A 12,700-nucleotide genomic window follows, 5' to 3' on the forward strand; every position below is an offset into this window, starting at 1 on the left:
GGTTTCTAGAGTAAACCAGGCTGCGTTAGGCTCGGCGGGTGCGCAGCTATGGCCAGTACTGCTCGATCGCCCGGGCCCTCGACGTCATCGGAGACCGCTGGACGCTGCTGATCGTCCGCGAACTGCTCCTGCAAGGCCCGTGCCGGTTCACCGACCTCAAGAACGGGCTGCCCGGCGTCGCGACCAACCTCCTGTCGGCCCGCCTCAAGGACCTCGAGGAAGCCGGGCTGATCGGCCGCGAGGACGCGCCGCCGCCCATCGCGACCGTCCTGTACTCGCTGACCGGCGACGGCCTCGCGCTGGAGCCGGTGCTGAAGGCGCTCGGGCAGTGGGGGCTGCGGCTCATGGACGCCGAACGCCCGGACGACGCGTTCCAGGCGCGCTGGCTCGCCTGCGCCTCCGCCTGGTTCGCCGCCGACGCCGACCCCGGCGCGCCGCCGGCGGTCGTCCAGCTCGTCGCGTCCGGCGAGCAGGCCGTGATCGAGATCGGCGGCGGGGAGGTCCGCGCCCGCGCGGGCCGCGCCGCCGATCCCGATCTCGTCCTGGAGGGGCCGCCGCGCGCCGTCCTGGGCCTGCTCACCGGAGTGATCGGCATCGACGCCGCCACCGCGCTGGGGTTGACCGCCCGGGGCCGCCGCGAGGTGCTCGCCCGCCTCCGGCCCGCCGCCGCCGGCTGATTCAGGAATTGGCGCCAGCACTTCCCGATATACCGAAAATGTACCGCCGAATGGCACTCTCCACCCATCGGTTATCCCGTCTCAAAGGAGAACGAGATGTCACGATGGGGAATGCGCGCGGCCGGAGCAGCGGGGACGGCGGTTCTCGGGATCGCGCTCATGTCGGGGGTCGCCAACGCCTACACCAGGCACTTCGACCTCTACGCCGACCCGCTGAAGACCGGTCACAACACCGTGCACGGGTGGGGCGACCTGAACTGGGGCCGCAAGTACTTCTACATCACCAACATCGGGCTGAAGGACACCGGCTGCGACGCGCACAGCGTCAAGATGACCATCACGGTCCCGGGGCTGGGCCACAAGACGTTCACGAATTCGAGCGGCTGCGGCAAGATCTCCCGGTGGAAGAAATGGACGCCCGGCTACGTCTCCAAGATGACCGCCGGCCCGATCGGCGAGGTGTGCGTGTCGAACTTCTCCTCCAACGAGTGCCGGAAGACGTCGATCTGAGCGTGCGGGCGGCGCCTGCCGCCCGGTGAACGCGCCGCGCCCCGGACGACGTGCTCGTCCGGGGCGCGGCGCGTTCCACGAGGGTCAGGCGAGGCCGTTCTTGGTCAGCCAGTCCTTGGCGACCTTCTCCTGGTCGTCCTTGTCGATGGCGATGCGCTTCATCATGTCCAGGAGGTCCTGGGTGGTGAGCTTCGCGGAGACGCCGTTGAGCGCCGCCGTCGCCTGCGCGTTCATCGCCGACTTGTTGACCAGCGGCGTCACGTTCTGCGCGCTGAAGACGTGCTGCGGGTCCTCCAGCACGACGAGCTTCTTCTGCACGATGGTCGGGTCGGTGGTGAACAGGTCGGCGGCCTGCACCTTGTCCTCGGTGAGCAGCTTGACCAGGGTCGCCTGCGCGCCCGCGTCGAACGGCTGGAACTTCTTGAACTCCAGGCCGTAGACCTTCTGCAGGCCGACGAGGCCCTGCTGGCGGGTCTTGAACTCCGACGGGCCGGCGATCGTCAGCTGCTTCGCGACCGGCTTGAGGTCGGCGATGCTCTTCAGGTGGTACTTGGACGCGGTCTGCGGGTTGACGGTGACCGAGTCCTTGTCCTCCGCCTGCGCCGAGTTCAGGATCTCCACCGAGGAGGGCAGCTTTGCCTTGAGGGCGGCGTTGACCTCGTCGGTCGTGGAGGCGGTGCTGGTCTTGTCGACCGAGGTGGTCAGCAGCGCGCCGTTGTACTCGGGCATCACGCCGATGCCGCCCTTGACGACCTGGTCGTAGTAGACCTCGCGGGCGCCGATGTTGAACTTGCGGGTCACCTTGAGGCCCTTGGCCTCCAGCGCCTGCGCGTAGATCTCGCCGATGAGGCCGCTCTCGGGGAAGTTCGCGCCGCCGACGGTGATGGTGCCCTTACCGCCGCCGCCGCCGGACAGCGGGTTCTTGTCGTCGCCGCCCCCGCCGCCGCAGGCGGACAGCGCCAGTGCGGCCACGAGGCCGACGGCCGCGCCACGGATGATGTGCTTCATGGTGGGATTTCCTTCTGTTGAAAGGGTCAGGAGGAACGGGCGGAGCCGAGCAGGCCCGGTGAGACGACGAGGCGGCGCAGCGCCGCGAAGACGACCTGGACGATCAGCGCGAGCAGCACCACCAGGACGGTCCCGCCGACGACCAGCTGGTAGTCGTTGCGGGCCAGGCCGTCGACGATGAACCGGCCGAGGCCGCCGTACCCCGGGATGGCCGCGATGGTGGCGGTGGCGACGACCTGGATCGCCGCGGTCCGCAGGCCCAGCAGGATCAGCGGCAGCGCCATCGGCACCTCGGCGCGCCACAGCACACCCCAGCCGGTCATGCCCATGCCGCGGGCGGCGTCCTTGGCGTCCTCGTCGACGTTGCGGACGCCCTCGTAGGTGTTGACCAGGATCGGCGGGATCGCCAGCGCCACCAGCGCGATCAGCACGGGCACGATGCTGAACTCGACCACGGCGAGGATCAGCACCAGGCCGAGGGTGGGGATCGCGCGGGCGACGTTGGCGAGGCTGATCGCGACGAAGCCGCCGCGGCCGGTGTGCCCGGCGATCAGGCCGAAGGCGAGGCCGATCAGCGCCGCGGCCAGCAGCGGCACGAAGCTGTAGAACAGGTGCTGGAGCAGCCGGTGCGTGATGCCCTCGTCGCCGTGCCAGTGCGCGGACGCGGTCAGCCACGTCCAGGACAGGTCGATCTGGTTCCACAGCTTGTTCATGAGGCTCCTCGCGCCCGGGCCCACGGGGTGAGCAGCCGCTGGACGACGACCAGGACGGCGTCGGTGACCAGTGCCAGCAGGACGATCAGCACGGACGCGGCGACCATCTGGGTCTGGAAGGTCAGCTGGTAGCCGCGCAGGATGTCGTAGCCGAGCCCGCCCTGGCCGATGAGCTGGCCGACGGCGACGAGGCTGATCGAGGACACCGCCGCGACGCGGACGCCGGCGATGACGATCGGCACCGCGATCGGCAGCTCGACCTGCAGCAGCCGGCGCAGCGGGCCGAAGCCCATCGCGGTGGCCGCCTGCCGGACCGGCTCGGACACCGAGCCGAGGCCGTCCACCACGTTCGGGACGAGCACCGACAGGCTGTAGAGCGTCAGCGGGATCATCACCGTCGCCTCGGTCAGCCCGGTGTACTGGACGAACACCATGTAGAGGGCGAGCGACGGGATCGCGTACAGGATGTTCGCGACGGTCAGCACGGGCGGGAACATCCACTGCCAGCGCCGGCACAGCACGCCGAGCGGCAGCGAGATGAGCAGCCCGAACAGCACCGGGAGCAGCGCCAGCCGGATGTGGATGACGGCGTGGTCGCCGAGGGTGCCGGTGTGGTCGCCGATCCAGCCCCAGTCGATGTCCATCAGTCGCCGGCACCGCCCTTCACCGGCTCCGCCGGCGGCGTGTCGGCGGGTTCGGCGGCTACGCCGGCGCCGGAGGTGGCGATGGCGGCGGTCAGGTCGTGCTGGTCGGCGACGCCGACGAGGCGGCCGTCGCCGTCCACGCCGACCGCGCGGCCGGACGGGGACAGGATCGCGGCGTCGAGCGCGGCCCGGACGGAGTCGCTCTCGACGGTGAAGGTGTGCCCGATCGGCGCGAGCGCCGCATCGCCGACGGTGCCGGAGGACGGCAGCACGCCGGTCGCGGCCCAGCCGAGCGGGCGCCGGTCGCCGTCGACGACCAGGACCCAGCCGTCGCCGGCTTCGCGCGCGCGCTCGACGGGGGCGTCGGCGGCCAGCACGTCGCGCTCGGTGAGCGGCGCGCCGGACGCGGGGACGAACGACAGCCGCCGGATGCCGCGGTCGTGCCCGATGAACCCGGCGACGAAGTCGTCGGCGGGCCGGGCCAGGAGGTCTTCGGGCGCGTCGACCTGGACGAGCTTCCCGCCCGTCTGGAACACCGCGACGCGGTCGCCGAGCTTGATCGCCTCGTCGATGTCGTGCGTGACGAACACGATGGTCTTGTGCAGCTCGTCCTGCAGCCGCAGGAACTCGTCCTGCAGCTCGCCGCGCACGACCGGGTCGACGGCGCTGAACGGCTCGTCCATCAGCATGATCGGCGGGTCGGCGGCGAGCGCGCGGGCGACGCCGACGCGCTGCTGCTGGCCGCCGGACAGCTGGAACGGGTAGCGGCGGGCCATCGACGGGTCGAGGCCGACGCGCTCCATCAGCTCGTGCGCGGTGGCGCGGGCCTTCTTCTTGTTCCAGCGCAGCAGGTACGGGACGGTGGCGATGTTGTCCTCGATGGTGCGGTGCGGGAACAGCCCGGCGTGCTGGATGACGTAGCCGATGCCGCGCCGCAGCTCGGCGGGCCTGCGCTCGCGGACGTCGCCGCCGTCGATGAGCACGCGCCCGCCGGTGGGCTCGACCATGCGGTTGATGGTGCGCAGCGCGGTGGTCTTGCCGCCGCCGGAGGTGCCCACGAACACGGTGATGCGGCCGGTCGGGCACTCCAGGCTCACGTCGTCCAGGGCGACGGTGCCGTCCGGGTAGCGCTTGGTCACGCCCTCAAAGGTGATCAAACGATTCACGTCCTCGTTGGGCGTCGCAACGCCGATGATCGACTTCCGCCTTCTCCCCAACCGTAACCAATGTGTACCGTCTCGTCAGAGTCCCGCCTTGCCCGGAACGTCGGTTCTTGAGGATAACTACCTGAAATCTGGGGAAAGTAGCGTAGCCCCGTGGAGCACAGCCGAATCGTTATCGACGGCGCCTCGCTGACCTGTCCCCAGGTGGCGGTCGCGGCCCGCGAGGATGTGATGGTCGCCATAGCCCCGGAGGGGGCCGAGCGGGCTCGCGCGGCCTGGAAGGTGGCCCGCGAGGTCGCCGGCGCGCAGCCGGTCTACGGGCGCACCACCGGGGTCGGCGCCAACCGCGTCGTGGACGTGGAGTGGGAGGACGCCGACGCGCACGGGCTGCGGCTGCTGCGCAGCCACGCGGCCGGGGCGGGGCCGCTGGTCGCGCCGGAGATCGTCCGCGCGATGCTGACCGTCCGGCTGAACCAGATCGCCGCGGGCGGCTCGGGCGTCGAGCCTGGAGCGCTCCAGGCGCTGGCGGACGTCCTCAACCTGGGGCTCCTCCCGCCCGTCCCGGTGTACGGGGCGATCGGCACCGGCGACCTGACCGCGCTGGCGTCGACCGCCCTCTGCCTGCTCGGCGAGCGGTCCTGGCTGGCCGGACCGGACGGGGTGCCCGAACGCGGCCCCGGCTACCGGCTCCAGTCCGCCGACGCCCTCGCCTTCATCAGCTCCAACGCCGCGACGCTCGGCGAGGCCGCCCTCGCGGTGGCGGACCTGCGGCGGATGCTGCGCGCCTCGACGGTCGTCGCCGCGCTGTCGCACTTCGCCGTCCGGGCGTCGGAGGAGCCGTACGCGCCGCCCGTGCAGGACGCGTGCCCGCACCCCGGCCAGCGCGAGGCCGCCGACGCGATGCGCACCCTGCTCGCCTTCGACCGGCCCGCCCCGATGCGCATCCAGGACCCGTACGGGTACCGGGCGTTCCCGCAGGTCCACGGCCCGGCGCTGGAGGCCGCCGGGTACGCCGAGCAGGTCGTCACGCGGGAGATCAACGCGGCCGCCGAGAACCCCCTCGTGGACGTCGCCGGGCGGACGGTCTGGCACAACGGCAACTTCCACACCGCCTACGTCGGGCTCGCACTCGACGCCGCCCGCGCCGCACTGTTCCAGACGATGGCGCTCGCCGCCGCGCGGCTCGGCACCCTCGCCGAGCCGTCGTTCACCGGCCTCTACCCCTTCCAGGGCGCGACCGAGGCGTCCTCAGGGATCATGATCCTGGAGTACGTCGCGCACTCGTGCCTCGCCGACGTGCGCCGGCTCGCCACCCCCGCCGCGCTCGGCAGCGCCGTGCTGTCGCGCGGCGTCGAGGAGCACGCCGGCTTCTCCACCCAGTCGGCGCGCGCGACCACCGACGCCGTCGCCGCCTACCGGCTCGGCCTCGGCTGCGAGCTGGTCGCGGCCGTCCGGGCGCTGCGGATGCAGGGCCGCGCCCCCTCCGGCGGGCCGCTGCGGTCGGCGCTCGACCTGGCCGAGGCCGTCCTGGACCCGCGCGTGGAGGACCGCCCGCTGGACGCCGACATCGCCGTAGCCGCCGACCTGCTCCCCAGGCTGGCGTCCCTGCATCCCTAGGAGGGCGGGCCGCCGGTGGAGGTGCGGACGCGCAGCGACGGCTCGCGCACCACGCGGCGCTTGCGCGGCTTGCCGTCGATGACGTCGACGACCAGCCGGACCGCCGCGTGCACGATGCCGTCGATGTCCCAGTCGACGGACGTCAGCGGCGGCGTGAGCAGCGCCGACATCGGATGGTCGTCGTAGCCGCAGACCGCGACGTCGCCCGGGACGTCGAGGCCCAGCTCGCGGGTGGCGGCGTACACCCCGTAGGCGATGGAGTCGGCGAAGGAGAACACCGCCGACGGGCGGTCGGGGCCGCCGAGCACGCGCAGCGCGACCTCGGTGGACTCGGCGAGCGACTGCGGCACCACGACCACGTCGACGCGCAGTCCGAGCCGCTCGGCCTCGGCGTTGACGTGCACGTCGGCGGGCCGGTCGGGGGTGCTCGCGGCGGTCGGGGTGAACACGGTGACGCGCTCGTGGCCGAGGCCGCGCAGGTGCTCCAGCGCGAGCGTGACGCCGCGCCGGTTGTCGAACACGACCTCGCCCTGCGACCGCCCGCCGTGCAGGGCGTCGCCGATCGACACCACCGGCACCGTCTCCGACAGCTCCGCCCAGAACGGCGCGGACGGGTCGAGCGGCTGCACGATCAGCCCGTCGACCCGCTGGTCGCGCAGCCGGCGGGCGAGCGCCAGCTCCCGCTCGGGGTCGCCGCCGGCGTCGACGATCAGCGCGTAGCGGTCGCGGGCGAGCAGCGCCCGGCCGATGCCGGTGGCGAGGGACTGCTGCCAGTAGTCCTCCAGCGAGCCGCACAGCAGCCCGACCTGGTCGGTGCGGCCGCTGGCCAGCGCGCGGGCGATGGGGTGCGCCTCGTAGCCGAGCTCCTCGGCGGCCGCCCTGACCCGCTCCTGGGTCTCCTCCGAGGTCTGGATGCCGCGCAGCGCGTACGAGACGGCGGCGGGCGACAGGCCGGTCGCCTGGGCCACTTCACGGATGGTCGCGCGTTTGCGCCTCTCCGACATCTCTCCAACCCTAGACCGCCCCGCTGACAGAACGGGGGACCCCACTTGACGGGACGGTTGCTGAACCGTTTCACTGAAACGGTTAACTGATGCGGTTCAGTGGAACGTCACCCCTGCTCACCGGACCGTCCCGGCCCCGTCACGAAAAGGAGAGGAGCGACCCGTGTCCCACGCTGTCGTGCCCCGCACCCCCGGCTTCGCGGACCTGCCCGCCCGCACCCTCGGCAAGCGCGAGCTGCGCGCGCTCGTGGACGACCTCGCGGAGCGGCCCGACCTGTGGCGGCGGCACGTCGAGTTCCCCGGCGACGGCCGCCGGCACTACGCCTCGCTCCACCGGGACGAGCACGTCGACGTCTGGGTGCTGTGCTGGACGCCGGACGACGACACCGGCTGGCACGACCACGACGTGTCCTCGGGCGCGGTCCGGGTCGTCAGCGGGGCGATCGAGGAGAGCAACCCGCGCATCGGCGGCGCGCACGCCAGCACCGTCGTCGCCGAAGGCCCCTCGTTCTGCTTCGGCCCGGACCACATCCACCGGCTCACCGGGGTTGCGGACGCCAGCGTCTCCATCCACGCCTACTCGCCGCCGCTGAGCCGGATGGGCCAGTACTCCATCGACGACTCCGGCGTCATGCGCCGCCTCCCCGTCGGCTACACAGACGAACTACGCCCCCAAGACGCCCCGGCCTGAGCCATCACACACGCGCCGTCAGCCGGAATCACCACTTTGGAACCGGCTCACCTACCTGAGCCGTCACGCGAGCGCGTTATCTGACCGTCGGGGGCGAAGCCGAAGGCGAGCCCCCGACGGGAAGCTCGCGAAGCGAGGTCGCGCTCGCCCAAGCACGGTCAGAGGGCGAGCCGCCAGGCGAGCCCTCTGGGCCGGGATTGCATAAATACAGCCCCGGCGGGCCCGATCGGGGGAAGCGGGCCCGCCGGAGGAGGGTGGCCGTCCGATGCCCGCTCACATCGGACGGCCACCCACATTCCCTTCAGCGCACCCGGCTCCGGAAACGTCACACCTCGGGTGCGGCGGTTTCCGGAGACGTCACGACGCGGCGGTCGATCCACCGGTCGGTCAGCGCGCACACGGCGACGGCGACGGCGAAGCAGAGCGCGGCGGCGCGGAGCACACCGGCTTCGTAGTAGGTGTCCGTGACCAGCCAGACGGCCGCGACCCCGGCCGCTCCCCCGGCGGGCAGTGCCGCGGCGATCTGGAGTGCCCAGAGGATCGTGCGGCGCGTCCCGGCACCGGCCAGCCCTTCCCGGAGCGCGTGCACGCCGGCCGCCACGCAGATGAGCAGGCCCGCCACGCCCGCGATGAGCGGTGTACCGAAGTTCACGCCGTACCGGATGGGCAGTGCCGCGACGAAGAACAGGGCGAGCGCCCAGCGCAGCCCGGTGCCGATGCTGTTCAGCGCGAGACCGGACGCACCGCCTGGGGACGTGCGTGCGGCCTGCCAACGGGCCGCCACCAGGATCGCCGCCGTGACCACCGCGCCGGGGAGGCGTCCGCCGAGATGCCCGAGGTTGTAGAGGAGGGCGGTGTCGTAGACGGTCAGCACCAGTTGGCCCAGTGCCCATACCGAGACGGCGAAGAGCAGCATTTGCGCGAACGACGCGATGGCGGGCGCGTCGGTGTCCTGGCGGGCGAGCCATCGGATGAGCAGTGGCGTCACCAGGCCGGTGCATGCGCGGATGACGATGTCGTCCACTGCGTAAGGGGTGTCCAGGATCCACTCCACCGCGCAGAAGGCGAACGTGTAGGAGAGGGACGCGGCCCACACCGTCCATGAGGTGGCGACGCGCTTGTAGAGCCCGCGATCGAGCCAGCGCAGCACCGTCACGTAGGAGAGCAGCCCGAACGGCAGTTCAAGAAAGGCCGGCACGCGCAGCATGGACGGCGCCAGAAGTTCGGGGTGCGGGAAGTGCGCGGCCAGGGAACGCATGGCCGACCCGTCCGCGAGCGCGAACCATCCTTCGGGCACGTACCGCGCTATGAACGAGGTGCCCCCGGCGTGCACGCGCAGTATGTACACGGTGAAGAGCACCTGGTTGAGGTAGACGAGCAGTACCACCAGGCAGAGGAACACCTCTGGACGGGCCCAGGCGCGCCCCGCTCCTCCGCCCGAATCGCCGCTCCGCACCAGCCGCGGTACGAACGCAAGGCCGATCGCAGTCGTCAGCACCACCGCGGCGTCCACCCCTATGGCCATGACCGACCAAGATAGGGCCCGTTGGTGCCGAATGATCAGCGGGTGGCGAGTTCCGGCTCTGCTTCGGGGGCGCGCGGGGCGGGCACGTCGGCGGCCGCCGCGTCCGCAGCCGAACCAGGCTTGGCGGCCCGCATCGGCTCCAGCGACGCCATCAGCTTCGCCCGCATCCACGCCGCACCGGGCCGTTCCACGAGGCGGTGCACCGCGTACGCGAGCGCCAGGGACGCCGCGATGACTGCCGCGAGCGCGACCCACCGGTTCACCCTTGGATAGAGCGCGTCCAGCAACGGCAGCGCGAGCTGCGAATGGACGAGGTAGAGCGGGTACGTCAGCGCCCCCAGGACGGTCAGCCCGCGCCACCGCACCCAGTGCAGCCGGCCCGTCGCGACGAGGATCATCACCACGAAGATGCCGGTGACGGCCGCCGCGACGGGCAGGTGGGCCGAGCCCTTGAACGCGCCGTCCGCGCGCCACCCGCCCCAGTGCAGCGCCAGCAGGTACGACACCGCGACGTATCCCCACAGCAGCAGCGTCGGCCCGAACCGGTGGATCATGAACAGCGCCATGCCCGCGATGAAGTACGGGCTCCACGTCGGCACCAGCATGATCTGCAGCAGCTTGCTGCCGGCCTCGTCGGCGAAGACCCCGCCGAACAGCCAGACCGCCATGAACACCAGGCAGGACCGGTAGGTGATGCCGATCCAGGCCAGCACCGCCGCCAGCACGTAGAAGTGCATCTCCACCCAGAGCGTCCAGTAGACGGCGTCCACGTTCTGGACGCCGAGGCCGCCCTGGAGCATCGTCAGGTTCGGCACCACCAGGCCCGGGACGCCGTGCCCCTGCCGGAACACCGTGTACACGACCGCGCCGAGCAGGACGCTCGCCCAGTACGCGGGCATGAGCCGCACCAGCCGGGACACGCCGAACTCGCCCGGCGAGCGCCCCCACGCGCTCATCAGGATCACGAACCCGCTGATGACGAAGAACAGGTCGACGCCGAGGTACCCGTACCGGGTGACCGCGCCGAGCGCGGGGAACACCTCGCGCGCGTGCTCCGGCCACGGGCCCGCCCCGCCGAACCCCGTGAAGTGGTACAGCACGACGGCAGCCGCCGCCAGGAAGCGGAGCAGGTCGAGTTCGCGGAGCCGCCGGTGTCGGGTCACCGCGGAACCCTCTCGGGGACGGGTTGCGCGGCGCCGGACGCGGCGTGAGGTCCGCGTGAGGGCGGGGTGAACGGCGGATGCGGCCGCGGGGCGGGCGGATTGCGCGCGACGGGCGCACGGGGAAGGAGGGGGTCAGTAAGATACCGGTGCATCTCACCCGACTTTTGGTGGTCCTCCATGACATCTCGCCGCGCCCGACGCGGCGCGGCGACCCTTCTGCTGTGCCTTGGCCTGCTCGGCGTGCCCCTGCTGGCCGGATGCGGCGGCACGGCCGGGCCCGGGAACCGGGAGGCCCGCGCGGACGCCCCGGCGCCGAAGGCGGCCCCCCAGAAGGCGGGGCCCCAGAAGGGCCCGCAGAACGCGGCCCAGCGGGCGTCGGTGGTGTTCTTCCTCGGCGACAGCTACACGGTCGGCGACCGCGGCGTCCAGCCGGAGACGACGTACGCGTCGGCGACCGGCCGGCTGATGGGCTGGCAGGTCGTCGTGGAGGGCCGGGCCGGCACCGGGTTCGTCAAGACCGTCGGCGGGGAGGCGTTCCTCCAGCTGTTCGAGAGCCAGCTCGGCTGGCGGCCGGCGCCCGACCTGCTGATCGTGTCGGGCGGGCACAACGACTGGCGGGTGCCGCCGCCCCGGGTCGCGGCGGCGGCGCGGACGCTGCTGGAGCGGGCGCGGCAGCGCTGGCCCGGCACGCACATCGTGCTGATGGGCCCGCTGTGGGGCAACGACACGCCGCCGCCCAACGAGCTCGGCGTCCGCAACGCGCTGCGGAACCTGGCGACGCAGATGGCGGTCCCGTTCATCGACCCGCTGGCGGAGCGGTGGATCACCGGGAACCGGCTGACGCACCGCGGCAACGCGCCGCAGTACATCAAGCGCGACGGGACGCACCCGGACGAGGCGGGCCACCGCTACGTGGCGACCCGCCTCGCCGCGGACGTCAAGCGCCTCGGCCTCGCGCACCCGCTCCGCAAGTCCGCCTGACCGGGCCTGTGGGGGGCCGTCCCCCCACAGGGGCACCGATCGTCATCGGGCCGGACGTGCGAGCGTCAGGGAGAAGTCGCCCGCCTCGTCGGTCCAGAACTCGGCGATCTCCATCCCGGCGGCGCCCAGTTCCGACGCGAGCCGCTCGCGGCGGAACTTCGCGGAGATCTCGGTGCGCATCTCCTCGCCCGCCGCGAAGTGCACGTCCAGGTCGAGGCCGCCGACGCGGACGTCCTGGTCGCGGGTGGAGCGCAGCCGCATCTCGATCCACTCCTCGGCCCCGTTCCAGACCGCGACGTGCTCGAACGCGTCCGCGTCGAAGTCGGCGTCCAGCTCCCGGTCGATGACGTGCAGGACGTTCTTGTCGAACTCGGCGGTGACGCCCGCCGCGTCGTCGTAGGCGCGGACGAGCCGCCCGGGGTCCTTGACGAGGTCGGCGCCGAGCAGCAGGAAGTCGCCGTCGTCCATGGTGGCGCGCAGCCCGCCGAGGAAGCCGATGCGGGCGGCGGGCGGCATGTTGCCGATCGTCCCGCCGAGGAAGGCGATCAGCCGGCGCTCTCCGGCGGGCAGCAGGTGCAGGTGCTGCTCGTAGTCGGCAACGACCGTCCGGACGGTGAGGCCGGGATGGTCGGCGGCGATCCCGGCGGCGGCCTCCTCCAGGAAGTCGCCGCTGACGTCCACCGGGACGTAGGCGCGCAGCGTCTTGTCGAGGGCGCCGAGCAGCAGCCGGGTCTTCTCCCCCGACCCGGCGCCCAGCTCCAGCAGCGTGCGGGCTCCGGTGACGGCGGCGATCTCGGGCGCGCGCGCGGTGAGGATCTCGCGCTCGCGGCGGGTCGGGTAGTACTCCTCCAGCTTGGTGATCTCTTCGAAGAGCGCGCTGCCGCGCTCGTCGTAGAACCACTTGGGCGGCAGGGTCTTCGGCGTGCCGGTGAGCCCCTCCCGGACGTCCTGTCGGAGCGTCTTGGCGAGGTCGTCGGCGGTCAGGAACCGGTCCACGTGGTCCT

At 72.2% G+C, this 12,700-nt stretch carries 13 protein-coding genes; 5 read left to right on the top strand and 8 right to left on the bottom strand.

All coding sequences use genetic code 11. The features are described from left to right. Window positions 1-38: 38 nt before the first annotated feature. Complete coding sequence (locus J4709_RS14980; protein WP_208241109.1) at window positions 39-677, top strand: winged helix-turn-helix transcriptional regulator; 639 nt, start codon at window positions 39-41, stop codon at window positions 675-677. A gap of 96 nt (window positions 678-773) precedes the next feature. Then, a complete protein-coding gene (locus J4709_RS14985) occupies window positions 774-1,187 on the top strand; it encodes a hypothetical protein (RefSeq protein WP_208241110.1) in 414 nt (137 codons plus the stop codon). 84 nt (window positions 1,188-1,271) lie between these two features. Here the strand turns inward: J4709_RS14985 and J4709_RS14990 are convergent, their stop codons facing one another. Genes J4709_RS14990 through J4709_RS15005 form a run of 4 tightly spaced genes read right to left on the bottom strand, consistent with a single transcriptional unit; the run spans window position 1,272 to window position 4,709 of the window. Next, the gene (locus tag J4709_RS14990; protein WP_208241111.1) at window positions 1,272-2,195 is read right to left on the bottom strand and encodes an ABC transporter substrate-binding protein; all 924 of its coding nucleotides are present in this window, start codon (window positions 2,193-2,195) and stop codon (window positions 1,272-1,274) included. A 26-nt stretch (window positions 2,196-2,221) separates the two neighbouring features. Next, entirely contained in the window at window positions 2,222-2,908 is a 687-nt protein-coding gene (locus J4709_RS14995; protein ID WP_208241112.1) for an ABC transporter permease, read from the bottom strand. Then, on the bottom strand, window positions 2,905-3,552 hold the full coding sequence (locus tag J4709_RS15000; RefSeq protein WP_208241113.1) for an ABC transporter permease: 648 nt from the start codon (window positions 3,550-3,552) through the stop codon (window positions 2,905-2,907). The genes J4709_RS14995 and J4709_RS15000 overlap by 4 nt, the downstream gene beginning before the upstream one ends. Further along, a complete protein-coding gene (locus J4709_RS15005; RefSeq protein WP_208241114.1) occupies window positions 3,552-4,709 on the bottom strand; it encodes an ABC transporter ATP-binding protein in 1,158 nt (385 codons plus the stop codon). The genes J4709_RS15000 and J4709_RS15005 overlap by 1 nt, the downstream gene beginning before the upstream one ends. 159 nt (window positions 4,710-4,868) lie before the next feature. Between J4709_RS15005 and J4709_RS15010 the strand changes: the two genes are divergently transcribed. Further along, window positions 4,869-6,332, top strand: a complete 1,464-nt coding sequence (locus J4709_RS15010; protein ID WP_208241115.1) for an aromatic amino acid ammonia-lyase — start codon at window positions 4,869-4,871, stop codon at window positions 6,330-6,332. Here the strand turns inward: J4709_RS15010 and J4709_RS15015 are convergent. Then, window positions 6,329-7,300, bottom strand: coding sequence for a LacI family DNA-binding transcriptional regulator (locus J4709_RS15015; protein ID WP_307801251.1), 972 nt, complete (start codon window positions 7,298-7,300; stop codon window positions 6,329-6,331). The genes J4709_RS15010 and J4709_RS15015 overlap by 4 nt on opposite strands. 199 nt (window positions 7,301-7,499) lie before the next feature. Between J4709_RS15015 and J4709_RS15020 the strand changes: the two genes are divergently transcribed. Continuing rightward, window positions 7,500-8,027, top strand: a complete 528-nt coding sequence (locus J4709_RS15020) for a cysteine dioxygenase (protein WP_208241117.1) — start codon at window positions 7,500-7,502, stop codon at window positions 8,025-8,027. 325 nt (window positions 8,028-8,352) lie between these two features. Here J4709_RS15020 and J4709_RS15025 read toward each other — a convergent pair whose 3' ends face one another. Then, window positions 8,353-9,552, bottom strand: a complete 1,200-nt coding sequence (locus tag J4709_RS15025) for a hypothetical protein (RefSeq protein WP_208241118.1) — start codon at window positions 9,550-9,552, stop codon at window positions 8,353-8,355. 35 nt (window positions 9,553-9,587) lie between these two features. Beyond that, window positions 9,588-10,715, bottom strand: coding sequence for an acyltransferase family protein (locus tag J4709_RS15030; RefSeq protein WP_208241119.1), 1,128 nt, complete (start codon window positions 10,713-10,715; stop codon window positions 9,588-9,590). A gap of 177 nt (window positions 10,716-10,892) precedes the next feature. Here J4709_RS15030 and J4709_RS15035 point away from each other — a divergent pair, with 177 nt between their 5' ends. Next, a complete protein-coding gene (locus J4709_RS15035) occupies window positions 10,893-11,696 on the top strand; it encodes an SGNH/GDSL hydrolase family protein (protein ID WP_208241120.1) in 804 nt (267 codons plus the stop codon). 42 nt (window positions 11,697-11,738) lie between these two features. Here J4709_RS15035 and egtD read toward each other — a convergent pair whose 3' ends face one another. Beyond that, on the bottom strand, window positions 11,739-12,692 hold the full coding sequence (egtD, locus tag J4709_RS15040; protein WP_208241121.1) for an L-histidine N(alpha)-methyltransferase: 954 nt from the start codon (window positions 12,690-12,692) through the stop codon (window positions 11,739-11,741). Window positions 12,693-12,700 lie beyond the last annotated feature (8 nt).

The sequence above is a fragment of the Actinomadura violacea genome, assembly GCF_017573465.1.
Taxonomy (GTDB): Bacteria; Actinomycetota; Actinomycetes; order Streptosporangiales; family Streptosporangiaceae; genus Spirillospora; species Spirillospora violacea.

Bases quoted from the DNA above. Each gene is read 5' to 3' on its own strand.
- J4709_RS14985 (WP_208241110.1), top strand. From the start codon at position 774: ATGTCACGATGGGGAATGCGCGCGGCCGGAGCAGCGGGGACGGCGGTT.
- J4709_RS15025 (WP_208241118.1), bottom strand. From the start codon at position 9,552: ATGGCCATAGGGGTGGACGCCGCGGTGGTGCTGACGACTGCGATCGGC.
- J4709_RS15035 (WP_208241120.1), top strand. From the start codon at position 10,893: ATGACATCTCGCCGCGCCCGACGCGGCGCGGCGACCCTTCTGCTGTGC.
- J4709_RS14995 (WP_208241112.1), bottom strand. From the start codon at position 2,908: ATGAACAAGCTGTGGAACCAGATCGACCTGTCCTGGACGTGGCTGACC.
- J4709_RS14990 (WP_208241111.1), bottom strand. From the start codon at position 2,195: ATGAAGCACATCATCCGTGGCGCGGCCGTCGGCCTCGTGGCCGCACTG.
- J4709_RS15000 (WP_208241113.1), bottom strand. From the start codon at position 3,552: ATGGACATCGACTGGGGCTGGATCGGCGACCACACCGGCACCCTCGGC.